Source organism: Providencia sp. PROV116 (assembly GCF_028482485.1).
In the GTDB taxonomy this organism is placed as follows: Bacteria; Pseudomonadota; Gammaproteobacteria; order Enterobacterales; family Enterobacteriaceae; genus Providencia; species Providencia rettgeri.
In genome coordinates, this window is the sequence record NZ_JAMPQO010000005.1 from 13,780 (window position 1) to 37,904 (window position 24,125).

The 24,125-nt window shown below is 41.0% G+C and carries 23 protein-coding genes; 3 read left to right on the forward strand and 20 right to left on the reverse strand.

Translation table 11 applies throughout. The features are described 5' to 3' along the window. Positions 1–76: 76 nt before the first annotated feature. The 7 genes from proX to nrdH form a co-directional block, all read right to left on the reverse strand. Positions 77–1,072 (reverse strand): glycine betaine/L-proline ABC transporter substrate-binding protein ProX, encoded by a 996-nt coding sequence (proX, locus tag PSE72_RS04290; RefSeq protein ID WP_109913278.1) that lies wholly within the window; start codon positions 1,070–1,072, stop codon positions 77–79. A 102-nt stretch (positions 1,073–1,174) separates the two neighbouring features. Continuing rightward, the gene (gene proW, locus PSE72_RS04295; protein WP_232800982.1) at positions 1,175–2,350 is read right to left on the reverse strand and encodes a glycine betaine/L-proline ABC transporter permease ProW; all 1,176 of its coding nucleotides are present in this window, start codon (positions 2,348–2,350) and stop codon (positions 1,175–1,177) included. After that, on the reverse strand, positions 2,343–3,542 hold the full coding sequence (gene proV, locus PSE72_RS04300; RefSeq protein WP_004908883.1) for a glycine betaine/L-proline ABC transporter ATP-binding protein ProV: 1,200 nt from the start codon (positions 3,540–3,542) through the stop codon (positions 2,343–2,345). The genes proW and proV overlap by 8 nt, the downstream gene beginning before the upstream one ends. A gap of 728 nt (positions 3,543–4,270) precedes the next feature. Then, positions 4,271–5,251: a class 1b ribonucleoside-diphosphate reductase subunit beta gene (gene nrdF / locus PSE72_RS04305; protein WP_267690359.1), complete on the reverse strand. Its 981-nt coding sequence runs from the start codon at positions 5,249–5,251 to the stop codon at positions 4,271–4,273. 12 nt (positions 5,252–5,263) lie between these two features. Beyond that, positions 5,264–7,396, reverse strand: a complete 2,133-nt coding sequence (nrdE, locus tag PSE72_RS04310) for a class 1b ribonucleoside-diphosphate reductase subunit alpha (RefSeq protein WP_115167759.1) — start codon at positions 7,394–7,396, stop codon at positions 5,264–5,266. Between the two features lie 11 nt (positions 7,397–7,407). Beyond that, positions 7,408–7,821 carry a class Ib ribonucleoside-diphosphate reductase assembly flavoprotein NrdI gene (gene nrdI, locus PSE72_RS04315; RefSeq protein ID WP_115167758.1) on the reverse strand — a complete coding sequence of 138 codons (414 nt, stop codon included), beginning with the start codon at positions 7,819–7,821 and terminating at the stop codon, positions 7,408–7,410. Between the two features lie 8 nt (positions 7,822–7,829). Beyond that, the gene (gene nrdH, locus PSE72_RS04320) at positions 7,830–8,054 is read right to left on the reverse strand and encodes a glutaredoxin-like protein NrdH (RefSeq protein WP_198641832.1); all 225 of its coding nucleotides are present in this window, start codon (positions 8,052–8,054) and stop codon (positions 7,830–7,832) included. A gap of 291 nt (positions 8,055–8,345) precedes the next feature. Between nrdH and PSE72_RS04325 the strand changes: the two genes are divergently transcribed. Next, positions 8,346–8,804: a methylated-DNA--[protein]-cysteine S-methyltransferase gene (locus PSE72_RS04325; protein WP_004908893.1), complete on the forward strand. Its 459-nt coding sequence runs from the start codon at positions 8,346–8,348 to the stop codon at positions 8,802–8,804. 216 nt (positions 8,805–9,020) lie between these two features. Further along, positions 9,021–9,230, forward strand: a complete 210-nt coding sequence (gene cspE, locus PSE72_RS04330; protein WP_004257099.1) for a transcription antiterminator/RNA stability regulator CspE — start codon at positions 9,021–9,023, stop codon at positions 9,228–9,230. A gap of 133 nt (positions 9,231–9,363) precedes the next feature. On the opposite strand, the gene lipA is transcribed toward cspE, so the two are convergent. From lipA to rsfS, 9 genes are all read right to left on the reverse strand, one after another. Beyond that, positions 9,364–10,329 carry a lipoyl synthase gene (gene lipA, locus PSE72_RS04335; RefSeq protein WP_115167756.1) on the reverse strand — a complete coding sequence of 322 codons (966 nt, stop codon included), beginning with the start codon at positions 10,327–10,329 and terminating at the stop codon, positions 9,364–9,366. A gap of 123 nt (positions 10,330–10,452) precedes the next feature. Beyond that, positions 10,453–11,016, reverse strand: a complete 564-nt coding sequence (gene lipB / locus PSE72_RS04340; protein ID WP_254178930.1) for a lipoyl(octanoyl) transferase LipB — start codon at positions 11,014–11,016, stop codon at positions 10,453–10,455. Between the two features lie 389 nt (positions 11,017–11,405). Next, the gene (gene ybeD / locus PSE72_RS04345) at positions 11,406–11,669 is read right to left on the reverse strand and encodes a DUF493 family protein YbeD (protein ID WP_004908910.1); all 264 of its coding nucleotides are present in this window, start codon (positions 11,667–11,669) and stop codon (positions 11,406–11,408) included. A 151-nt stretch (positions 11,670–11,820) separates the two neighbouring features. Then, a complete protein-coding gene (dacA, locus tag PSE72_RS04350) occupies positions 11,821–13,032 on the reverse strand; it encodes a D-alanyl-D-alanine carboxypeptidase DacA (RefSeq protein WP_115167755.1) in 1,212 nt (403 codons plus the stop codon). A 161-nt stretch (positions 13,033–13,193) separates the two neighbouring features. Next, entirely contained in the window at positions 13,194–14,162 is a 969-nt protein-coding gene (gene rlpA, locus PSE72_RS04355; RefSeq protein ID WP_115167754.1) for an endolytic peptidoglycan transglycosylase RlpA, read from the reverse strand. A gap of 13 nt (positions 14,163–14,175) precedes the next feature. Then, positions 14,176–15,288, reverse strand: a complete 1,113-nt coding sequence (gene mrdB / locus PSE72_RS04360; RefSeq protein WP_109913209.1) for a peptidoglycan glycosyltransferase MrdB — start codon at positions 15,286–15,288, stop codon at positions 14,176–14,178. A gap of 37 nt (positions 15,289–15,325) precedes the next feature. Then, the gene (gene mrdA / locus PSE72_RS04365; protein ID WP_004908921.1) at positions 15,326–17,215 is read right to left on the reverse strand and encodes a peptidoglycan DD-transpeptidase MrdA; all 1,890 of its coding nucleotides are present in this window, start codon (positions 17,213–17,215) and stop codon (positions 15,326–15,328) included. A 32-nt stretch (positions 17,216–17,247) separates the two neighbouring features. Next, a complete protein-coding gene (rlmH, locus tag PSE72_RS04370) occupies positions 17,248–17,718 on the reverse strand; it encodes a 23S rRNA (pseudouridine(1915)-N(3))-methyltransferase RlmH (protein ID WP_004908925.1) in 471 nt (156 codons plus the stop codon). Between the two features lie 2 nt (positions 17,719–17,720). Continuing rightward, positions 17,721–18,047, reverse strand: a complete 327-nt coding sequence (gene rsfS / locus PSE72_RS04375; RefSeq protein WP_080641496.1) for a ribosome silencing factor — start codon at positions 18,045–18,047, stop codon at positions 17,721–17,723. A gap of 380 nt (positions 18,048–18,427) precedes the next feature. Here rsfS and PSE72_RS04380 point away from each other — a divergent pair, with 380 nt between their 5' ends. Beyond that, positions 18,428–19,036, forward strand: a complete 609-nt coding sequence (locus tag PSE72_RS04380) for a DUF1722 domain-containing protein (RefSeq protein WP_232800984.1) — start codon at positions 18,428–18,430, stop codon at positions 19,034–19,036. Here the strand turns inward: PSE72_RS04380 and nadD are convergent. From nadD to leuS, 4 genes are read right to left on the reverse strand one after another with little or no spacing between them, the layout of a single operon-like run. Continuing rightward, positions 19,024–19,689: a nicotinate-nucleotide adenylyltransferase gene (gene nadD / locus PSE72_RS04385; RefSeq protein ID WP_115167751.1), complete on the reverse strand. Its 666-nt coding sequence runs from the start codon at positions 19,687–19,689 to the stop codon at positions 19,024–19,026. The genes PSE72_RS04380 and nadD overlap by 13 nt on opposite strands. Then, on the reverse strand, positions 19,682–20,713 hold the full coding sequence (gene holA, locus PSE72_RS04390; RefSeq protein WP_115167750.1) for a DNA polymerase III subunit delta: 1,032 nt from the start codon (positions 20,711–20,713) through the stop codon (positions 19,682–19,684). The genes nadD and holA overlap by 8 nt, the downstream gene beginning before the upstream one ends. Next, the gene (gene lptE / locus PSE72_RS04395; RefSeq protein WP_004908937.1) at positions 20,713–21,252 is read right to left on the reverse strand and encodes an LPS assembly lipoprotein LptE; all 540 of its coding nucleotides are present in this window, start codon (positions 21,250–21,252) and stop codon (positions 20,713–20,715) included. The genes holA and lptE overlap by 1 nt, the downstream gene beginning before the upstream one ends. 30 nt (positions 21,253–21,282) lie before the next feature. Beyond that, on the reverse strand, positions 21,283–23,865 hold the full coding sequence (gene leuS, locus PSE72_RS04400) for a leucine--tRNA ligase (protein WP_115167749.1): 2,583 nt from the start codon (positions 23,863–23,865) through the stop codon (positions 21,283–21,285). Positions 23,866–24,125: the final 260 nt, after the last annotated feature.

The following is a 24,125-nucleotide window of genomic DNA, read 5'->3' on the forward strand; positions in this document are numbered from 1 at the left end:
GTTTATTTCTTTTTGTCATTGATGCAAAAAAGCCACCGGCTAGGGTGGCTGAGGTTATTAATCGGTTTGTTTATTTTTACTTAGCGGCTGCTTGCGCTTCCTTTACCCAACCATCAAAAGTGGATTGATGGGCTTTGATCCACGCATTTGTGTGGCGTTGAATATCCGATTGTGAGGCTTCACCGTTATGCATTCTTAAGTTCTGTGCATTGATATCGGCAATAGGTAGCTTCATCACTTCAAATAATTTTGCTGCTGCTGGGTTATCCGCAGCCCATTTTTTATTGGCGACGATATGCATGGTATTTGGTGGGAAACCATAATTTTTTCCGTTAGGTAATGTGGTGTCTGTTTTTTCACCATTTGGCATTGAAGAGAATGGCACTTCTAACCAAACTACATCACGACCCGGCTTGAGGACATCACTTATCCAATAAGGCGTCCACGTATAATATAAAATAGGCTTACCTTCTTTATATCGGGTAATGGTGTCAGCCATCATCGCCGCATAGTTACCTTGGTTATGGTCGACCGTTTTTTCTAGATCATAGGCTTTTAAATGGTTATTGATGGCCGCTTCACAGCCCCAACCTGGGTTACATCCCGTTAAATCCGCTTTACCATTACCATTTGAATCAAAGAGCTTAGCAATTTTAGGATCTTTGAGTTGTTCAACATTGGTAATGTTGTATTTTTCAGCTGTTTTTTTGTCGATGAGATAGCCTTGAGCTGCATTAACAACATAATTGCCTTGACGATAGAACACATTATCGCCGCCAGCAGCGTCATATTGTGCGTTATGTAAAGGAACCCAGCTGGTGGCTAGGTAAGTCGCATCGCCGTTCGCAATGGATGCGTAAGCTACGTTATAGTCGACTTCTTTGATAGGTTGAACATCATAGCCAAGTTCTTCAAGGGCTTTCGCCACAATCAGTGTTTGGAATGTTTCTTCACTGATCGTACTTTGCACTGGGTTAATTTTGATTCCTTTACCCGGCAGGTCGTTAGCACCGGCAAATGGAACGGCAAACATGGCTGTTAGTGCAGATGCAAGAATGATTTTATGTTTCATTATATTGTTTCCTCTGTTTTTTCGCAGCGAGCTTGGCTTTCATGCTAAGTGCCAAGTTAGGTGCCATATGAATGGCACTCAGGTGAATGGAGGATGTCTTGATTAATGGTTTTTTTTACAAAATGGGCGCATAACCAGCCCAATAGGCCCTTTTTGGTACCAACGGCATGATGTTTTGCCACGAGTATCTTGCCCTAAAGATTGGGTAAAACGGTCTAAGATGATAGCTAGAATAACAATACCGACCCCCCCGACAGATGCGAGACCCATATCAAGTCGACCAATACCCCGTAAGACCATTTGGCCTAAGCCTCCAACAGCAATCATTGAGGCGATAACGACCATTGACAGCGCTAACATCAAGGTTTGGTTGACCCCGGCCATAATGGTTGGCATCGCCAATGGCAATTGCACTTTAAATAGCATTTGGCGAGGACTTGCACCGAATGATTCAGCGGCTTCAATTAAATCAGCTGGGACTTGTTTGATCCCTAAAATGGTTAAACGAATGATGGGCGGTAAAGCAAATATAATAGTGACGACAACACCAGGTACATTACCGATACCAAATAACATGACAATCGGGACTAAATAGACGAATGCTGGCGTGGTTTGCATCGCATCAAGTAATGGGCGAATAACTTTAGCGGCTCTATCACTACGTGCCAGCCAAATACCCAGTGGCAGTCCTATGACAATACAAAACAGTAAAGAGGTGAGGACCAGAGACAGTGTCACCATGGCTTCAGACCAAGCGCCAATTGCTCCGATGGCTATCATTGAAACAAATGTGGCCACCCCCATCGCGCGTCCTGCCAATTGCCAGGCGAGTAATGCGAAAATGATAATGGCAACAGGGGATGGTAGCGAGGTGAGAAATTGTTCAAACCCACTCAGAATAAAATCAATGGGGGCACGAATTCCTTGGAATACAGGACGAAAGTTGAGAACTACCCAATCGATAGCATGTGCAACCCATGAATCAAGAGGGATCAGAGTGTGCTGGAAGGGATCCATAATATTAAACTGATCGGGGATGATGCTATCTGTTGGGGTGGCATCAAGCCAATCACTTGAACTGGTGTCAGCAGGTGTGGTTGTGTCTGATGCATTTCCCCAAGGATCATCCCCAGCGGTATTTGTTTCGCTAGAGCTTGTTGCTGCCCATGGGTCATCCGCCGGTATATTCTCAGTACCTTGTGTTGGCGTATTCGTGGCTTCAGTATCCGCCCACGGGTCTTGTTGGCTATTCGTTGCTTCTTGATTCTGCTTACTCATTTGGTGTCTCCTTATCCAGCGCCTGTAACAGCATTCCTTTTGAAATTACGCCCAAATAACGGTTTTTTTCGTTAATAACCGGAACAGCGCAAGGGGCTTGTGCCACGGTAGAAATAACTTCATTTAAGGATGTATCACCTTGAATTGGCTCGATATCAGTTAATATTGCAGCTTCAATACCTGCTTTTTCATGGAGTGCTTTTTCTAAGGATTCAACAGAAACCACACCGGCAAAGGTATGCCCTCGAGAAATTAAATAACCGTGATAGCGGTCTTCATCGTTGAGGACTTTTAGCGCTGAACGAGGGCCAAAACCCGGTGCGATATGCAATAGTGCATTAGGACGTCTGCGTGCAATGTCCTTCGCACTGAATACTTGGCTGATATCTACACCACGGAAGAAGGTCTTAACATAGTCATTTGCTGGATTATTGAGAATTTCATCAGGTGTGCCGACTTGAACAACAACGCCTCCTTGCATAATGGCAATGCGGTCGCCAATTCTCATCGCTTCATCAAGGTCATGAGAAATAAAGACAATCGTGCGTTGTTTATCCCCTTGTAAGGAGAGCAGTTCATCTTGCATTTCAGTACGAATTAGTGGGTCAAGGGCTGAGAACGCTTCGTCCATTAACAGAATATCAGGGTCATTGGCTAGTGCTCTGGCTAAGCCGATACGTTGACGCATCCCACCAGAGAGCTCATCTGGGTATGAATTAGCCCATTTTTCAAGATTAACTTGCTCAAGCGCACTCATGGCTTTCTTATGGCGTTCTTCTTTTGGAATGCCAGAAAGTTCCATACCAAAAGCGGTGTTATCGATGACGTTCATATGTGGCATCAGCGCAAAGGACTGAAACACCATACTAATTTTTGTTCGCCTAACTTCGCGCAGTGCTTTGTCAGAGATATTGGAAATATCTTCCCCATCTATCATGACTTGTCCACTAGTGGGTTCTATCAGGCGATTGAGGAGGCGCACCAAGGTCGATTTTCCTGAGCCAGAAAGTCCCATGACAACAAAGATTTCGCCTTCTTCAATCGTCAGATTAACATCTTGAACACCTACGGTAAGGCCTGTTTTTTCAAAGATATCATCTTTATTCATACCTGACTCTAATAGCTTAAATGCTTGATCAGGATTGTCCCCAAATATTTTATATAAATTTTTAACTTGTAATTTTATTGCCATATATTATTTACCCAATTTTCAATCAACAAGGAAGACAAATTACCTATATTGAAAGTGATGAATTCTATAGTGATAGTTAACATTATGTTTCCTATCTATGATTATCCTTTGAAAATTATTAGGGCAGAGATTCCTATATTCGGTTTAATGGGTTAGTTAATTATGGATTAAATTCAAATTTCTCCGTTTGAGTTATTAGTAAAATTTGCAAGCAATAAACCCTAGCATAATAAAATCAGCTGACAACCCTAGGTTAAGTATAATTAATCAAAAAAATAGAGATGAAATGTGATGCTATTAATGTAAATAAAAACGATATTAAGTTATATGATGATAGCTTTTATAGTTTCTATATTAAAGTTAACTTACTGGTGAGATTGAATTTAATTGAAAATAATTCACACTAATCTAATCAATATGCGAGTTGCCGATTTTATTCGATTTTTATGTGGAATAAATGCTTAGTTGATAGATGAAAAAATAGAAATTAATATCAAATTCATTAAATAAATTTATGTAAAATGAGATGGTAATTGATTGAATTAAAAATAATTGCCAGATTGACTCATTAAAAATGAGTAATTAAACAGATATACATATAAAAAACGAATTAATTTGGCTGTTTTTTGAGCTAAAAAAATACCATGACAAATAAAATCATTATAATTCATCATGGTATGGATTTGGTTGTAAGTGATTCTTATTGATAAATTAAATTAACAGTTAAATTAAAAGTTCCAGTCATCATCTTCGGTACTGACTGCTTTACCAATAATATAAGATGAACCGGAGCCCGAAAAGAAATCATGATTTTCATTTGCATCAGGAGATAAAGCCGATAATATCGCTGCACTTACATCGGTGACGGTATCAGGAAATAAGGCTTCATAACCTAAATTCATTAATGCTTTATTGGCATTGTAATGAAGGAATTTTTTGACATCTTCCGACCAACCTACTGTGTCATAAAGTTCTTGTGTATATTTCACTTCATTTTCATATAAATCGAATAATAATGAAAAAGCAAAATCCTTAATTTCTTTCTGAGTATTCTCATCATATTGGGATAATGACTTTTGAAATTTATAGCCAATATAATAGCCGTGTATGGCTTCATCTCGAATAATTAAACGTATAAGATCTGCGGTGTTTGTTAACTTTCCTCTACTTGACCAATACATTGGTAAATAGAAACCCGAATAAAACAAAAATGATTCTAAAAAGACACTTGCGATCTTTTTCTTTAAAGGGTGTGAATCACAATAGTAAGATAGGATTATCTTAGCTTTATTCTGTAATGCAATATTTTCTTCACTCCAGCGGTATGCATCATCAACATCAATCGTTGAACAGAGAGTTGAAAATATTGAGCTATAAGAGCGCGCATGTACTGCTTCCATAAAGCTAATGTTCGATAAAACGGCTTCTTCGTGAGGTGTTTGTGCATCTGGCATTAAGCAAGGCGCACCCACTGTATTTTGAATCGTATCTAGCAGGGTAAGGCCAGTAAATACACGTATTGTTAGCTGTTTTTCTGCAGCAGTTAAAGTATTCCAAGAAGGAATATCATTAGATAATGGCACTTTTTCGGGAAGCCAAAAATTACTTGTTAATCGGTTCCATACTTCTAAGTCTTTATCATCCTGAATACGGTTCCAGTTAATGGCTTTTACTGGTGTGCTAGATGTGCTAGATGTGCTGGTGGTCATAATATTTTCCTATTACAAAGTGCAAGATACGCAGCCTTCGACTTCAGTTCCTTCGAGGGCAGTTTGGCGTAATCGGATGTAATACAATGTCTTGATTCCTTTTCGCCAAGCATATATTTGCGCTCGGTTAATATCTCGCGTGGTGGCATCATCTTTAAAAAATAGAGTCAAAGATAAACCTTGGTCAACGTGTTGAGTTGCCATGGCATAAGTATCAATGATTTTTTCAGGACCGATTTGGTAAGCATCTTGGTAATATTCTAAGTTCTCATTCGTCATGAAAGGGGCGGGGTAGTAGACGCGACCAATTTTACCTTCTTTACGAATTTCAATTCGTGAAACAATGGGGTGAATGCTTGATGTTGAATTATTGATATAAGAGATAGACCCTGTCGGAGGTATCGCTTGCAAGTTTTGGTTATAAATTCCATAGGTAATAACAGACTGTTTTAAGGCTTGCCAGTCTTCACGAGTTGGAATTTCGATACCCGAACGTCGGAATAATTCCTGAACGGTTTGTGTTTTTGGTAGCCAAATGTTGTTGATATATTTATCAAAATAATCACCTGAGGCATAAGTTGAATGTTCAAAACCAATAAATGCAGTTTTCCTTTCAATGGCTAATTGGTTGGAAGTTTTTAACGCGTAATAGGTGACCGCATAAAAATAGATATTGGTGAAATCGAGAGCTTCTTCTGAGCCATAATAGATATGCTCCCTTGCCAAGTAGCCGTGTAAATTCATTTGCCCTAACCCAATCGCATGTGATTGTCGGTTACCTTCCGCAATGGAAGGGACAGAACGAATGTTACTCATATCTGAAACCGCACTCAGTGCTCTAACGGCAGCCGCTATTGATTGAGCGAAATTCGGTGAATCCATTGTTTTAGCGATATTCATAGAGCCTAAATTACAGCTAATATCTTTACCGATTTGTTGATAGCTTAAATCGTCTTCATAAACACTAGGGCGATTAACTTGCAGTATTTCTGAACACAGATTACTCATATTAATGCGTCCTGCGATAGGGTTGGCTCGATTCGCGGTATCTTCAAATAAAATATACGGATATCCAGATTCAAACTGGATTTCAGCTAAAGTTTGGAAAAATTCCCGAGCATTGATTTTGTATTTTTTTATCGCTTTGTTATTGACCATTTCATGGTATTTGTCTGTCACACTGATTTCAGACATAGGGACACCATAGGTGCGTTCAACATCATATGGTGAAAATAAATACATGTCCTGGTTGTCTTTCGCTAATTGAAAAGTAATATCAGGAATAACTACCCCTAAAGACAGTGTTTTAATCCGTATTTTTTCATCTGCATTTTCACGTTTGGTATCAAGAAAACGCATAATATCAGGGTGGTGAGCATGCAAATAAACGGCACCGGCACCTTGCCTTGCGCCTAATTGGTTGGCATAAGAAAAAGCATCTTCTAACATTTTCATAACAGGAACAACGCCAGAAGATTGATTTTCAATTAGTTTTATTGGGGCACCTTGCTCTCGTAAATTGGTCATTAGAAAGGCGACTCCGCCACCGCGTTTGGATAACTGCAAAGCAGAATTGACTGAGCGGCCGATGGACTCCATGTTGTCTTCAATTCTTAAAAGAAAACAAGAGATTAACTCACCACGTTGTTTTTTACCGCAGTTAAGGAAGGTGGGAGTTGCAGGTTGAAAACGACCTGTAATAATTTCATCGACATACAACTTAGCAAGGGATTCATTCCCTTGAGCAAGGGTTAAAGCAACCATACAGACGCGATCTTCATAGCGTTCGAGGTAGCGTTTGCCATCAAAGGTTTTCAGCGTATAGCTAGTATAATATTTAAAGGCACCGAGAAAAGTTTGAAAACGAAATTTGTGAGCGTATGCCTGTTTAAACAGTGTTTTGATAAATTCAAAGTTATATTGTTCTAATACACTATTTTCGTAATAATTTTCTTGTACTAAAAAATCTAATTTTTCTTTTAAATCATGGAAAAATACGGTGTTTTGGTTCACATGCTGTCGAAAATAGTGATGAGCCGCTTCTTTGTCTTTATCAAATTGAATACGGCCTTCGTTATCATATAAATTCAACATCGCATTGAGCGCATGATAATCCACATCTGATATATTTTGCATTTTATCCATTTGGAATAACTCTAGTTGTTTGTACGTTGCCAAAACGTTTTTAGGCCTCGTTGAACGGATTGAACATCTTTATCAGTACCAAGAAGTTCAAATCGATATAGGTAGGGAATATGGCATTTTTGCGCGATGATATTTCCAGCTATCGCATAGGCATCACCAAAATTGGTATTACCCGCAGCAATAACACCACGGATGAATGCGCGATTGCCTTCAATATTAAGAAATTGAATCACTTCTTTTGGAACAGCACCTTTTGTACCGCCACCACCATAGGTTGGTAGTAATAAAACATAAGGTCTTGTCGCAATAAGGCTACTTTCGTGGTTGCCAATAGGTAACCGTGTTGCAGGGATACCAAGCTTTTCAATAAAGCGATGGCAATTTTCTGAGCGACTTGAAAAATAGATGAGTGATTCCGTTTCCATGACATCACCTAAGCGGCTAATAGGCTAATCATGTCAGGTCGAAAACCAGCCCAATGTTTTTCACCTGCAATAACAACAGGGACTTGTTGATAACCCAATTTTTTTACGAGTTCAAGGGCTTGGCTATCTTCAGTAAGGTCAATAATTTGGTAGGAAATAGATTTGCGATCTAAGGCTTGATAAGTAGCATTACATTGAACGCAGTTAGGTTTACTATAAATGGTAATCTCAATCATGTTATTTACCTTTTGAATGTTTATCCGCATTAAAAATAAGGTATGTGATACATAAATACTATATATGGATTTTAAATTTATCAACCATACAATATGTAGTGAATATGAAATGTTGAATGATAATTATTCTAATTGTTGGCTAGGTGGTTATTAACATTGAAAATAAAAAAATATCGTATTAGATGATTCAGATAGACACTCTAAGAAAAAAGATCATTGCAAAATGGAAATAATTTACTCTATAACTGTATATACAATCAGGTAATTGAGTCCTTTTGAGGAGATACTATGTACCATCAATATTTAGCGACACCGGATAAATTTCCTAAACCGTGGGTCCATATTACGGCTGATGACAACGGAATAACGAGCCTTTATTTTGTTGATGAAAAAACAGAAAAAGAAACGAAGAATGAGCATTCGAAGCTTTGTGTGAAAGAACTAAAGGAATATTTTAATCACAAAAGAACCGTTTTTACGGTGGCATTAAATCCACAAGGTACAGAATTTCAGAAAAAAGTCTGGAAACATCTTTGTGGGATACCTTATGGAGAACGCTGGAGCTATAAAGATTTGGCTTTAAAGTTAGGCTCAGCTAATTATTGTCGTGCAGTCGGCATGGCAAACTCACGTAATCCAATCTCATTAATTGTTCCTTGTCATCGTGTACTTGGGCATGATGGGAAATTAGTGGGGTATACTGGGGGCTTAGATATCAAAGATTGGTTACTTTTACATGAGAAGTAAAAGCTAAATAATTAGCAATAGATAATACTATTGGTTGTGATAATTGCTATTGGTAAGAATTATTGTCGAAATCAGAACCTATTCTATCGATAAATAATATTTTTTTATCTTTTTAGTCCATTTTCGTGATCTAGGTTGTAGACAAGTAACTGAGAAATCTGATGTACTGAGCTTGATACAGATGGTGTGTCTATTTTATTTTAAAGGTAATATTTGATGTCTAAAGTTAAAGGTAACGTTAAGTGGTTCAACGAATCTAAAGGTTTTGGTTTTATCACTCCAGAAGATGGTAGCAAAGATGTATTTGTTCACTTTTCTGCGATTATGGGCGATGGTTTCAAAACCTTAGCTGAAGGCCAAAAAGTGGAATTTGAAATTACTGAAGGTGCTAAAGGCCCATCTGCTGCTAACGTTATTCCTCTGTAATTTTTATAATTAAGATTAAAACGAACAGCTGAAAACTCGCGCTAGTTATCTAGGGCGAGTTTTTTTATCTATTGCAATAAAAAATGCCTGATGAAAATCAGGCATTTTTTGTTTATACGTAAAATAGTGGAGGCTATTTAACTTCCTCACCTTTAGCTTGTAAATCAGCATGGTAAGAAGAGCGAACGAATGGGCCGCAAGCTGCGTGAGTGAAGCCCATTGCCATGGCTTCTTCTTTCATCTCATCGAACTCAGCGGGACTCACATAGCGTTTAACTGGTAAGTGGTGGCGGCTTGGTTGTAGGTATTGACCTAGCGTAAGCATCGTTACGCCATGGCGACGTAAGTCGCGCATAACCTCAATAATTTCTTTATTGGTTTCACCAAGACCAACCATTAACCCTGATTTAGTTGGGATATCGGGATGGGCTTCTTTAAATTTTTCGAGTAATTTTAAAGACCATTCATAATTAGCACCAGGGCGAACTTGACGGTAAACACGTGGTACATTTTCAAGGTTATGGTTAAACACATCAGGTGGTGTCGCGGTTAAAATTTCTAATGCGCGATCCATACGGCCACGGAAATCAGGAACTAGCGTTTCAATTTTAATCGATGGGCTTTTTTCACGAATAGCGCTAATGCAATCAGCAAAGTGCTGTGCTCCGCCATCACGTAGATCATCACGGTCAACTGACGTAATGACAACATAGCGTAGTGCCATATCTTTAATGGTTTGTGCTAATTTTTCAGGCTCATTGGCATCCGGTGCATTTGGACGGCCATGGGCAACATCACAGAATGGGCAGCGGCGGGTACAGATAGCGCCTAAAATCATAAAGGTCGCAGTACCATGGTTAAAGCACTCAGAGAGATTAGGGCATGAAGCTTCTTCACAAACAGAATGCAGCCCATTTTTGCGCATGGCTGCTTTAATGCCTTGAATACGAGTGGAGTCAGCAGGAAGCCTAATTTTCATCCAGTCAGGTTTACGTAGAATTTCTTCTCGTTCAGTCACAACGTTTTTGACAGGGATCAGCGCCATTTTGTCGGCGTCACGATATTTAATTCCACGTTCTATCTGAATTGGTTTACTCATAATATGACGGTTCCAGTTATCTTTTATGCTGATGGATAAGTGATAATTCTAAATAAAACCGAATGGAGGCTGTTATCCATTCATTAAAATATTTTTTAAAAATGTTAAAAAATTATAGCATTATTATTGAACAATATGAAATCCCAGTGTGTCACAGAATTGGCCAATTAGCACAGGCTGAACATCAAATAATGAAACTTTGGGAGCGAGGTCGCTAACCTGAGTCATCTTTAATTCGCTGTAACCACAAGGGTTGATACGGTTAAAGGGTTCAAGATCCATATCAATATTCAAAGCGAGACCATGAAAAGAACAACCTTGCCTTATGCGTAATCCAAGAGAACAAATTTTGTCGCCATTCACATAGACACCAGGGGCATCAGGGCGAGGATACGCTGCAATATTAAAGTGGGCAAGGGTATTCACGACGGTGTTTTCCAGTGCGGTGACGAGTTCTCTAACACCAATTTTATTGCGCTTTAAGTTGAGCATCACGTACATCACTTGCTGTCCTGGCCCATGATAGGTGACTTGACCACCTCTATCACTTTGTATAACAGGGATATCCCCGGGGGCTAGTACATGCTCTGCTTTCCCTGCTTGACCTTGAGTAAATACGCGTGGGTGTTCAACTAGCCATACTTCATCACACGTATTTTCAGTGCGCTCTTCAGTAAATTGATGCATCGCATCGGATACTTGCTGGTACGGCGCAAGGCCTAATTGACGGATAATTATCGTTCGTTCTGACAATGTTTTAACATCCACCTGAAAAATTGAGTACTTAGTATAACGCTGGTAGGGGGGGAGTGCTAGTTTTGTCATGTTATAGATATGTTAGCGCGACTCTTTTGAGTGGAGTATGAAAAAGGTAAGAATTTGGATAAGTTTGTATTTTTAGGTTTGGGATTGATATGAAAAGTTATTTCTCATTAGGTATTTTGATGAAAAACTTATTTTATTTGTACTATCAGCAAGAAAAAATAATTATAAGGCTCTGTAGTGCAGAATAAATAAAAAACTACACCTTAATCGGTTATGGTTAACCTTTGGGATGTAGTTTATTTTTACAGAAATTAAAGTACAACTTTAACTAATTCCAACGCACCTAGCTCACTATACAAAGTTTCCACTTGTTCAATATGGGTGGCATTGATAGTAATAGAAACGGAGTGATAATTACCCTTGCTACTCGGTTTTACGTCTGGAGAGTAATCCCCCGGAGCATGACGTTGTATCACTTCAATTACTTGATCAACCAATTCAGGCTGTGCCAAACCCATGACTTTGTAAGTTAATGGGCATGGGAACTCAAGCAGTTCACCTAATTTCGTTTTCATGGGCACTCCTAATTTTTAAATTGGGCTGCTGGCTGAAAAAGATTGGCTGGTATTAAACCAGCCAATGAGATGTATTCATCCAACAAACATTTCGATACTTACTTTATTTCGATAGTTACTATATGGGGATGACTTATTTTAGTTTCAAGCCCTAACCAAACCAGCGATGGAAGAGTAACTTAATATAGTCAATTAACCGACTGAAAAAGCCACCTTCTTCCACATCTTTTAATACGGCTAAAGGATGTTGTTCAATGATTTTTCCGTCGAGTTGGAAACTAATGGTACCGACTTGCTGGCCTTTGGTTAATGGTGCTTCAAGCTCAGTGGTTGTTAATTCATAACTGGCTTTTAGATCTTTTAAGCGACCACGTGGGATGGTGAGGTATAAATCTTCAGTGACACCTAATTTTACTTCATTCTCATCACCAAACCAGACTGGTACACTGGCAAAATCCACATTGGCTTGTAATGGTTTAACGGTTTCATAAAAGCGGAAACCGTAAGTAAGTAACTTTTTACTTTCGGCATCACGGCCTTTGCTGCTTTTACCTCCCATAACAACGGAGATCAGGCGCATATCACCTTCGGTTGCGGAGGCGACAAGGTTATAGCCAGCGGCATTAGTATGGCCTGTTTTGATGCCATCAACAGCAAGGCTCTTATCCCATAAAAGGCCATTACGGTTTGTTTGGCGAATGTTGTTAAAGGTAAATTCTTTTTCTTTATAGATTGCGTACTCTTCAGGCACATCACGTACTAGTGCTTGCCCAATAAGTGCCATATCACGGGCTGAGCTATATTGGCCTTCGGCATCTAAACCATGAACGGTTTGAAAATAGGTATTTTTCAACCCTAATTTGTTTACGTAGCCATTCATTAACTGAACAAAGTTGGCTTGGTCACCCGCAATATAGTCGGCCATAGCAACACAAGCATCGTTACCTGATTGCAAGTTAATACCACGAGTTAGCTGAGATACGCTAACGCGGTCGCCAGGTTTTAAGAACATCAATGATGAGCCTTTAAACACCGGGTTACCGGTAGCCCACGCATCATTTCCGACCGTAACGATATCATTTTCACCAATTTTACCTGACTTAATTGCTTGACCAATAACATAACTGGTCATCATTTTTGTCAAACTCGCAGGATCGCGGCGTTGGTCGGCATTACTTTCAGCGAGAACTTTCCCTGAATTATAATCAATTAAGATATAAGCTTCTGCATCAATAGTAGGTGCTGCAGGAATTGATGTATTCGGGAAAGTTTCATTAGCATTCGCAATATTTGCGGTCATAAGCAGTAGCGCGGAACCGAGTACTGTATGACGCACGATGCGTGATGGGGCGACATTATTCATGGTTTTACCATTACATCCGAAATTCGGTTAACACAAGGAGGCGCAGTTTAGCAAAAGAATAGAATAAGAAAAATGCCACTTTTGCGCTGTACCAATAATTTTTTAACATTGCTCAACTTCAGGTTGCCCAAACAGAGGGAGCAACCTAAAGCATTCGCCTATTAAGGCGCAACGACCATCGAAGACTGGTTTTTTTCAGCCTGTAATCGGCCTTGTACCTCAACGGCTTGTTGTTTCGTTGCAAATGGCCCTAATTGGACGCGGTAAATACCATTATAAGGTTGTAACCGCCCAGGAACATTAAACTGTGTTTTCAATTCATTCAGCATATTTTGCGCATTGGTTTGGCTACTAATGGCGCCTGCTTGAACGAGAAAACCACGCTCAGGAACCACTTCTTCCGTTGTTGTTGGTGGTGGCGTTGGTGTTTGTAAGCTCATGTCAGGCATCGTAGGCTGCATCGGCTCTTTTGGTTGCTGAACGGGCAATGTATTTTCTGGCGTTGGCAAGTTCTCCATCACAGGGGTACCCATTGGGCCAGAACCTAATTGCGGGCGCCCCGGCAATGCATAGCTTTGTTTCACAAAATTAGAGCCAACGGTTCCAGTTCCTGACAAGGTGCCGTCTTGAGCGACTTGAATGGCATCAATTTTAATTTTTGTCGTTGGCATTAAATTCAGGCGGTCAGCGGTTGCACGTGACACCGCAATACTTTTTCCTGGCGTATAAGGCCCACGATCATTAACACGCACGACCATCATCCGGCCATTCATCATGTTGGTGATTCGGACATAGCTAGGGATCGGTAACGTTGGGTGAGCTGCAGTTAATTCCACTGGATTAACACGTTCACCAATCGCAGTCATATTTCCTGCAGACTCCGCACCATAAATAGACGCATAACCCACTTGGCTAAATTGTGACGGGTCGCGTACGATTTGGTACTGTTGACCATTACGTGAGTAATCATTATTGGCAGTTGGATGATACGGCTCATAATGAGGCTCTGCACCTAATACATCTTGAGTGGGTACATTGGTTGGCACTTGGGCTGGTTGTTTAACTTCGTCTGTCACACAGCCACTAAGTAGCGCGGCGGTGACGCCAAGCATTATCCATTGTAAACGCATACTAAGCCTCATTTTATAAACTTTTGGAAAGGAATTTTCGGTGTGTATGTATCGACATGATAATACCGAATCCAGCCATTAAAACAATCAAAGCGGAGCCCCCGTAGCTCACTAAAGGGAGGGGAACACCAACCACTGGTAATATACCACTGACCATACCGATATTCACAAATACATAGACAAAAAGGATTAAGATCAAACCACCAACCATAACCCGACCAAAAGTATTTTGTGCGCTAGCAGCAATATAAAGCCCACGAATAATCAATAAAAGGTATAAACCAAGTAAAATAAGCACACCGACTAAGCCAAGTTCTTCTGCTAACACGGCAAAAATAAAGTCGGTATGTCTTTCCGGTAAAAATTCAAGTTGTGATTGTGTGCCATGTAGCCAACCTTTACCCATTAATCCACCAGAACCAATCGCAATTTTTGATTGGATAATATGGTAACCAGCGCCTAGTGGATCAGTTTCTGGGTCTAATAACATCATGACACGGGCTCTTTGATAACCATGCATTAAAAAGAACCACAGTAGTGGAATAAAGGCGGCGAGCGCAATGGCGGCAACAGCAATAAGCCGCCAACTCATTCCGGCAAGGAACAAAACGAATAGGCCTGAAGCTGCAACTAAAATCGAGGTACCAAGGTCAGGCTGTGCAGCCACTAATAATGTTGGTACAAAAATCAATACGAGTGCAATTAATGTATTTTTGAATGAAGGAGGGCATAGGTCTCGGTTCATGAAACGAGCGACCATTAAAGGGACGGCAATTTTTGCAATTTCAGAGGGTTGGAACCGAATAAAACCCAAGTCTAACCAGCGCTGTGCCCCTTTACTTATCTGCCCAAAAACATCAACAAAAATCAGTAAAATAACGCAGAAGATAAACAGGTGAGGCGCCCAATTTTCATACATTCTAGGGGGGATCTGCGCCATTACTATCATAACGACGAAGCCTGTCGCTATCTGCCCTAATTTACGCTCCATCATTTCAGGATCTTGGCCGCTAGCACTCCACATAATAAATGCGCTGTATGCAAGCAACGCGATAATAATTAGCAGCATAGGCACATCTATATGCAGACGTGTGGATAACGAAATTTTTTTCTTATCGTCTGTCATATTCTTTATAGCTCATTGTTATTATTAGGATTATGCATCAGCGGTCTTCTCCTGCATTAGTTGCTGACACCGCGACTTCAGTACGGTTATCACCAAGAAGAACGTGGTCAAATATTTGCCGCACAATGTCACCGACTGCTGGGCCCGCGCCCCCGTTTTCCAGAATAATTGCAACGGCAATCGTGGGTTTATCATACGGAGCATAAGCAATCATCAATTTGTGGTCGCGTAGGTGCTCAGCAAGTTTACTGGCATTATAGGTTTCATAGCTGAAGACCTGCGCAGTACCTGATTTTGCTGCCGCTTTATAAGGGGTACCAATGAAACTACGGCGTCCAGTACCATTCGGTGCATTAGCGACACCGTACATTCCATGCTTCGCTAGCTCCCAAAAACCGGAATTGATATCGCCAATTTGTTTGGTTTCTTTGTCTTCATAAGGCACCATGGCATTACCCAATTTTGTGCCGTAAAGCAAATGTGGGGTTTTAACTTGGCCATCATTGATTAATGTCATTAATGCTTTTGACATTTGAATTGGTGTTGCTGTCCAATAGCCTTGCCCAATCCCAACTGGAATGGTATCGCCTTGATACCAAGGCTTTTTATAGCGTTTTTGTTTCCATTCACGGGTCGGCATGATACCAGAACGTTCTTCTGCAAGGTCAATTCCGGTATAATCACCAAAACCAAAACGCCCCATCCACTCAGAAATACGATCAATCCCCATATCATAAGCCACTTGATAGAAGAAAGTATCCGCTGATTCAATGATTGACTTTGAAACATTCAGCTTGCCGTGCCCCCAGCGCTTCCAGTCACGGTAACGTTTTTCGGAGCCCGGCAATTGCCACCAACCAGGGTCAAAAATGGTCGTATTCGGTGTGATGACCTTTTCACTTAATGCCGCAACAGAAATAAAGGGTTTTACTGTCGATGCAGGGGGATATAACCCTTGAGTTGTTCGGTTAATCAGCGGTCTGTCAGGATTATTTAATAACGCTTGGTAATCTTTATTTGAGATGCCGTTTACAAACAAGTTAGAGTCATAACTTGGATTAGATACCAGAGCCAAAATTTCGCCATTACGTGGGTCAGTGACCACTACGGCTGCACGGCTGGTGGTTAACAGTTTTTCGATATAAATTTGTAATTCAAGGTCAATAGTGAGGTAGATATCTCGACCTGCTTGCGGTGGTTGCTCATGCAATTGTCGAATAACGCGACCGCGGCTATTCACTTCCACTTCTTCATAGCCGGTTTTACCGTGTAAGACATCTTCATAATAACGCTCAATACCTAATTTACCGATATCATGACTAGCAGCATAATTAGGTAATAAACCTTCTTTATCAAGACGTTCAACATCTTTGTCATTGATTTTTGCCACATAACCAATCACATGGGTTAATGCTGAACCATATGGGTAAGAGCGTCGTTGGTAACTTTTGACTTCTAAACCGGGAAAACGGTACTGATTAACGGCAAAACGAGCAACTTGAACTTCGTTGAGCTGGGTTTTCAATGCAATAGAGGTAAACCGACGTGAGCGCTTACGCTCTTTTTCAAAATTAGTAATGTCTTCGTCAGTTAAATCTACTACATTACGAAGGTTATCTAAGGTTTCTTGCAGATTACTGACTTTTTCCGGCACGATTTCTAGCTGGTAAAACGTGCTATTAAGGGCGAGTTGAGTCCCTCTGCGGTCATAAATAATCCCACGGCTTGGTGCAATAGGCACCAATTTGATTCGGTTATCATTTGACCGTGTTTGGTAATCTTCGTGGCGGACAATTTGTAAGTGATACAAATTGGTCACAAGAATAGACGTTAAAATGACAATCACACCGAAGGCGATAAGCGCTCGGCGGATAAATAAAACTGATTCTGCGGTATGGTCGCGAAAAGGGGTGCGTTGTGTTTTCATCCCATTGCCATTTTGAACATATTTAAACCTGACTATTCCCTGTGATAAGGGTGGTTAGTCGTAATACTCCATGCGCGATAAAGACTTTCGGCAACAAGGACACGAACCAGTGGATGAGGTAGCGTAAGTGGTGATAGTGACCAACTTTGCTCTGCCGCCGCTTTACAAGCAGGTGCAAGGCCTTCGGGACCACCGATTAATAAGCTGACATTACGGCCATCTTGTTTCCATTTATCGAGTTGTACGGCAAGTTTTGGGGTGTCCCAACGATCACCGGGAATATCCAAGGTGACGATGCGATTTCCTTTACCTACAGCTGCGAGCATTAATTCGCCTTCTTTTTCTAGAATGCGTTTTATATCTGCATTTTTCCCACGTTTTCCTGCAGGGATTTCCGTTAATTCAAATGGCATATCTTTGGGAAAACGGTGGAGGTAATCCATAAAGCCGGTCTGGACCCAGTCCGGCATTTTTGTTCCAACGGCGATGAGCTGTAATTTCAAACTCAGCTCCAGAGCTTTTCTAATTCATACATACGACGACTCTCATCTTGCATAATATGAACAATGGCATCGCCAAGGTCGACGACTATCCAATCAGAAATACCTTGCCCTTCAACACCTAATGGCATTAAACCATTTTTACGGCAAGCTTCGATTAACCTGTCAGCGACTGACATCAAATGGCGACTTGATGTCCCTGTACAGATGATCATCTGATCGGTAATACTTGATTTCCCTTGAACATCGATAGTAATGATATCTTCTGCTTTAGCATCATCAAGCTGATCGATAATAAATTGTTGGAGTTCAGTTCCTTGCAAAAGGTTCACCTTTTATTCAAATAAACAGAATATCACGTTAAACACTGTTTGTAGTTTGTAGATAAAATAATCGCTGATAACAAAGTAAACATATTAACAGCCCTGCTATTTTACCCTAGATTTTAAGAAAAATCGGCTAAATTATTTTTTATTCATCGTGGAGTGAAATTTATAGGGATATCCGTACATTTGAGCAAGAAGTTTGTGCTAACTTTACAAAATAACGCTAAAAACTGTACTCCTGACAAATATTTTAGAATGAGACGTGTATTGTGCAAATAATTAAACCAAAAGTTTTTATATTTGAAGGAATTAATCATCTATCCGCTAATATTCATCCACAGGTGAATTCTATAGTTGATTTTGTAACGAATCTAGCCCATGAGGGTATGCAAAATAAGGTTAATGGTATTATTTGTTCTAGACAGCAACTTGCTAAATTTCAAGGGCTATTTCCAGCTAATATTCCGATATTAACGGATGATAAGCTACAAGATATAGCGTTCTGGGATTGCTTTCTGACGAAATTGTATACGAAACAAAGATTAGATGGTTTATATAGCAAGCTAACACACCACAACATGATTCAATTTCATAGTTGCCATAAATATCTCATCATGGCGTATTCGCCTATTGGCTATCAGTATACAGGGCGTTTAGTGGCGAGTATTAAAAGTAGTACCGATCTTGTGTGTTTTTTTAATCAATATAAAGCCTGTTTAATGGAAATATTGGCGGCAGTGCCAGCAAAAAACATTGAAGTTAATGCGTTGAGCCATATGCAAGGCTATTTCAAACATAAAGCCACGAAAGATGAGAAAAAACGCTTATTATGGCTGATTAATGACTATTTAGCGGGTAATTTACCACTAAACAGGCCATTAGAGATGATGAAGCAATTGCTTGTTCAATACCCAGACAGCTACTTAATGGAGCAAGTTATTTTTGAGCCATATCCTAATAGTTGTTCAATAAGAGAGATCCCTTATTGTTGGTAAAGGTGCTGTTGATGAATATATTGCAAAACCGCATCTGGAATTAATTCGTGACAAGAGTCGCCCGAGCTTAATTTTTCGCGGATCTCTGTTGCAGAGATATTTACCAATGGGGTATCCCCAATAAAAATATACCCATTGGCCGTTTGATTTAAAGCAATCGGGTCTGTTGTTTGATGTTCTAACAGCCAGTTTTGCATTATAGGGTCGGAAAATTGAGTGGCATACCCCGGACGCGAACAGACTAATAGATGACAGTTATCTAAAATTCGATCCCAACCGTACCATTTATTAATCGACAATAAAGAATCTTGACCAATAATAAACGCAAGGGGCTTTTCTGGCCCAATTTCTTGACGTAGTTCAGCGAGAGTTTCTATCGTATAAGAAGGGCTATTTTTCGCTAATTCACGCGTATCGATAGCAAATAAAGGGTTATCCTGTATTGCTAACCTCACCATTTCTAAACGTTGTGATGGAGTTGCTTCTGGTTGTGGGCGATGGGGGGGAACGTGGTTTGGTAGCAAGATCACTTTTTCGAGCCCAACTTGCTGAGCAAGGGCTTGCACAGGGCGTAAATGGCCAAAGTGAATGGGGTCGAATGTTCCACCGAATAACGCTAGTAAGTTATGCTGTTTTGAAAATGAATTACTCATGAATAAAATTCTCTGCAAATGCTTTGCCGCATAATAGCATAGACAGTGATTGCAGGTCAGGCCATGGAGAATGGCTAAAATCTTGTTTTATATTGATTTCTGCTTGCGTTAATAACATTAATGCGGATTGCAATTGATGCAGTGTTAAGCGTTGTAAGGCTTCAGTGAGCACACCTCGGCGGTTTTGCCAAACTTTGTGCTGATCAAACAATGTTTTTAATGGGGTTGTTACAGATTGGCGTTTCAATGTAATTAGCAGCATCAGATCGCGTTGGATTGAGCGCAATAATATAACGGGCTCAACATCCTCTTGTTGCAGTTGCTCTAAAATATGCCAAGAACGGCGCGATTTACCAGCCAATAGGGCATCAACCCAATGATAGGGCGTAAAATGCGCAGAATCATTCACGGCACTTTCGACACGAGGGTAGGTGAGTTTACCATCAGGATAAAGAAGGGATAGCCGTTCAAGTGCTTGCGCTAAGCCAAGTAAATTCCCTTCATAACAATAGCAAAGTAGTTGGTTAGCTTCGGTTTCTAAAGAAAGCCGCATACTGTAGGCGCGTTTAGAAACCCATTGTGGTAACCGTTGATATTCAGGGGTCAAGCAACTGATATAAATGGCGTCTTGGCTAATCGCTTTAAACCAAGCACTGTTTTCTTGTGCTTTCGTGAGTTTATGGCCGCGTAACACAAGAAGTAGGTCTGAATGGAGTAGCTGCGCCAGTTGATTCAACTTTTCTGCCATGGCAGCGTTAGGGCCATTTTCAGGCAACAGCAGAGTGAGTGTTTGGCGGCTAGCAAACAGGCTTAAAGCTTGACAGAGACTAAAAATTTCATCCCAGTCAGTATTTTGCTCAAGAGAAAACGAAAAATGTTCCTCAAAGCCTTGTTCTTGTGCCGCTTTGCGGATGGCATCTTGGCTTTCTTGAAGAAGAAGGGGCTCATTGCCCCATATTAAATAGCGGCCTCTTAGAGACTCTTGTAACGAAGAGGCCAGCTGTTCAGGGTAGATACGCGTCATTATGGTTGAGTATTCGCATCAGCCGCTTGGTTTTTTGCCTTCTCAAGTTCTGCTGAATGAACAAGCAATAATTTACGTACAATATTACGTGCAGCTTGTTCTTGCATTTCTTGTCTTACAATTTCTTTTTCAGCATCTTTCGCAAGCGCTTCTAAAGGGTTGTCGAAGAAAGTGCGTTCAACACGGCTTTGTAAAGGATAGATAGCTCCATCAGGCATCAACACTTGCACATTCATTACCAGTGTTAATTGTTTCTCTGCCGCTTTACCATCTTGATAAACGGACACAGTTTCAGTGTTTTCATTAGAGCTCAAAACTTTCAAAATGGGGACACCGGCTCTTCCCGTTTCGAGAATGGTCACGTTATTGAGCCGCAGTTGCTCCCTAAGCGCCCTTGTAAGGTAGCCATATGGGTCACTTGAACTTAGCTGCAATGTTCTCAGTTCCTCAGGAATTTGAGTTGTTCCTTGAAGACGAAAACCGCAACCTGCGGTGACTAGTACCGCTAAGCTCAAAAATAAAGTTATCAGATAACGCACCTGGCCTCCTTATCAGCCAATAACCTAATATTAACCTACAACAAGGTTAAGCAATTTGCCTGGGACATAGATTACTTTGCGGATGCTAACACCTTCAAGGTATTTCGCTACGCTCGATTCATTTTTTGCCATATCTAGGACAAATTCTTGGTTTGCATCAGCCGGAACGGTAATGCGACCACGAACCTTGCCATTAACTTGAACGACAACCAGTTTGGTATCGTCAATCATGGCTGTTTCATCAGCAACTGGCCATTGTGCGAAATCGATGTCTGTTTGGTGACCGAGCGCTTTCCACATTTCAAAGCAAGCATGTGGAATGATTGGAGATAGCATCAGTGTGATTGCTTCGAGAGACTCTTGTACTAATGCACGGTCTTGCTCAGTTTCCTGTGGTGCACGAACTAATTTGTTCAAGAATTCCATGATAGCGGCAATCGCAGTGTTAAATGCATAACGACGACTGAAATCATCGGAGACTTTCGCGATTGTTTTGTGCAGGTCACGACGTAAGTCTTTTTGTTCTGGTGTTAATGTGCTGATATCTAAAGGTGAAGTTGCACCTTTTTGTGAATGCTCATGCACTAAACGCCAAACGCGACGCACGAAGCGGTTAGCCCCTTCAACGCTGGATTCTTGCCACTCAAGGGTTAACTCTGGTGGAGCAGCAAACATCATAAACAGACGAACAGTATCCGCACCGTATTTTTCGACCATTAATTGAGGGTCAATACCGTTGTTTTTCGACTTAGACATTTTGCTCATGCCGGTATACACCAGCTCATGACCTTCATTGTCTACCGCTTTAGTTATACGGTTTTTGTCGTCACGTTCAACAATGGCATCGGCTGGGGAAACCCAAACACGTTGGCCATCGCTACCTGTGTAGTAGAATGCATCAGCCAGCACCATGCCTTGGCACAGTAAGCGTTTTGCTGGTTCATCGGAGTTGACTAACCCTGCATCACGCATCAACTTATGGAAGAAGCGGAAATACATTAAGTGCATGATGGCGTGTTCGATACCACCAATATATTGGTCAACCGGTAACCAGTAGTTTGCTGCCTCAGGGTCTAACATGCCGTCGTCATATTGCGGGCAGGTATAACGAGCATAGTACCAAGAAGATTCCATGAAGGTATCGAAGGTATCGGTTTCACGTAATGCAGGTTGACCATTAATGGTCATTTTTGCCCATTCAGGATCTGCTTTAATCGGGCTTGTAATACCGTTCATTACGACATCTTCTGGCAAAATGACAGGTAACTGATCTTCAGGAACCGGAACCACAGTGCCATCTTCCAATGTTGCCATTGGGATTGGAGCACCCCAGTAGCGTTGACGTGAAACACCCCAGTCACGTAAGCGGTAGTTTACCTTGCGTTGACCAGCACCCAGAGCAACGAGTTTATCTGAAATAGCATTGAAACCCGCTTGGTGGTCTAATCCACTGAATTCACCTGAGTTAATCAGTGCATTTTTCTCAGTCATCGCTTCTTGGGATAAATCAGGTTCGTTGCCATCAGCATCGGCAATAACCGCTTTGATGGGTAAGTTGTATTTGTGGGCGAATTCCCAGTCACGTTGGTCGTGAGCAGGAACGGCCATAACTGCGCCAGTACCGTATTCCATTAAAACAAAGTTAGCGACCCAAATTGGCAGTTTTTCTTGGGTTAATGGATGAATAACGAATAAGCCGGTTGCCATGCCTTTTTTATCCATGGTCGCCATATCCGCTTCCGCAGTTTTGGTGTTACGGCACTCATCAATAAATTGGGCTAATTCAGGGTTATTTGTCGCGGCTTCTTTAGCCAGAGGGTGACCCGCTGCAACAGCCACATAAGTTGCCCCCATAAAGGTATCAGGGCGAGTGGTATAGACTGTTAAGGTTTCATCACGGTCTGCAACATTGAACGTGATCTCAGTCCCTTCGGAACGGCCGATCCAGTTGCGCTGCATGGTTTTGACTTGCTCTGGCCAGTCATCTAATTTGTCAAGGTCGTTGAGCAGTTCTTCTGCGTAGTCGGTAATTTTAATAAACCACTGTGGGATTTCTTTGCGCTCAACAGGGGTGTCACAACGCCAGCAGCAGCCATCAACCACTTGTTCATTCGCCAAAACAGTTAAGTCGTGAGGGCACCAGTTAACCGCAGAGGTTTTTTTGTACACTAAACCTTTTTCATACAGTTTAGTAAAGAACCATTGTTCCCAACGGTAATATTCAGGAGTACAAGTGGTGACTTCGCGATCCCAATCGTAACCGAAACCGAGCATTTTTAGCTGGTTTTTCATGTAATCGATATTGGCGTAAGTCCATGGTGCAGGAGCAGTATTATTTTTAACCGCAGCACCTTCAGCAGGCAGACCAAACGCATCCCAACCAATTGGTTGGAGAACGTTTTTCCCCAACAAACGTTGGTAACGAGAGATAACGTCACCCATGGTGTAGTTACGTACGTGGCCCATGTGTAGTCGACCAGAAGGGTAAGGTAGCATGGACAGGCAATAGTATTTTTCTTTGCTGTTGTCTTCTGTCACTTTGAAAGTTGCTTTTTCATCCCAGTGACGCTGTACTTTAGGCTCTATATCTTCTGGACGATATTGTTCTTGCATGGCACCGATAATCCTATGGTGAATAAAGGCTACATCTGTAGCGTGAATGTCTTTCTTAATTGAGATCCGCATAGCATAGCGGATCTACACCGAAAACAACAATAGTTGATTAGCTGAACCTAATAGGGGGAAGCTGGATATTGTTTTTCGGGGAACGGATCAGGATATTTTACGCTGATAATCAAACAACTTAACTAAAAAAACAGTGAAATGGTAGTGGTTTCGTGAACTATTTCAAATTCAGCAAGTTGTTGTTGATT

Bases quoted from the DNA above. Each gene is read 5' to 3' on its own strand.
- proX (WP_109913278.1), bottom strand. From the start codon at position 1,072: ATGAAACATAAAATCATTCTTGCATCTGCACTAACAGCCATGTTTGCC.
- mrdA (WP_004908921.1), bottom strand. From the start codon at position 17,215: ATGAAAACACAACGCACCCCTTTTCGCGACCATACCGCAGAATCAGTT.
- nrdE (WP_115167759.1), bottom strand. From the start codon at position 7,396: ATGGATAAAATGCAAAATATATCAGATGTGGATTATCATGCGCTCAAT.
- lipB (WP_254178930.1), bottom strand. From the start codon at position 11,016: ATGCATCAATTTACTGAAGAGCGCACTGAAAATACGTGTGATGAAGTA.
- proW (WP_232800982.1), bottom strand. From the start codon at position 2,350: ATGAGTAAGCAGAATCAAGAAGCAACGAATAGCCAACAAGACCCGTGG.
- holA (WP_115167750.1), bottom strand. From the start codon at position 20,713: ATGACGCGTATCTACCCTGAACAGCTGGCCTCTTCGTTACAAGAGTCT.
- nrdF (WP_267690359.1), bottom strand. From the start codon at position 5,251: ATGACCACCAGCACATCTAGCACATCTAGCACACCAGTAAAAGCCATT.
- leuS (WP_115167749.1), bottom strand. From the start codon at position 23,865: ATGCAAGAACAATATCGTCCAGAAGATATAGAGCCTAAAGTACAGCGT.
- proV (WP_004908883.1), bottom strand. From the start codon at position 3,542: ATGGCAATAAAATTACAAGTTAAAAATTTATATAAAATATTTGGGGAC.
- PSE72_RS04325 (WP_004908893.1), top strand. From the start codon at position 8,346: ATGTACCATCAATATTTAGCGACACCGGATAAATTTCCTAAACCGTGG.
- nrdI (WP_115167758.1), bottom strand. From the start codon at position 7,821: ATGGAAACGGAATCACTCATCTATTTTTCAAGTCGCTCAGAAAATTGC.
- lipA (WP_115167756.1), bottom strand. From the start codon at position 10,329: ATGAGTAAACCAATTCAGATAGAACGTGGAATTAAATATCGTGACGCC.
- mrdB (WP_109913209.1), bottom strand. From the start codon at position 15,288: ATGACAGACGATAAGAAAAAAATTTCGTTATCCACACGTCTGCATATA.
- cspE (WP_004257099.1), top strand. From the start codon at position 9,021: ATGTCTAAAGTTAAAGGTAACGTTAAGTGGTTCAACGAATCTAAAGGT.
- nadD (WP_115167751.1), bottom strand. From the start codon at position 19,689: ATGAGTAATTCATTTTCAAAACAGCATAACTTACTAGCGTTATTCGGT.
- rlpA (WP_115167754.1), bottom strand. From the start codon at position 14,162: ATGCGTTTACAATGGATAATGCTTGGCGTCACCGCCGCGCTACTTAGT.
- PSE72_RS04380 (WP_232800984.1), top strand. From the start codon at position 18,428: ATGCAAAATAAGGTTAATGGTATTATTTGTTCTAGACAGCAACTTGCT.
- dacA (WP_115167755.1), bottom strand. From the start codon at position 13,032: ATGAATAATGTCGCCCCATCACGCATCGTGCGTCATACAGTACTCGGT.
- ybeD (WP_004908910.1), bottom strand. From the start codon at position 11,669: ATGAAAACGAAATTAGGTGAACTGCTTGAGTTCCCATGCCCATTAACT.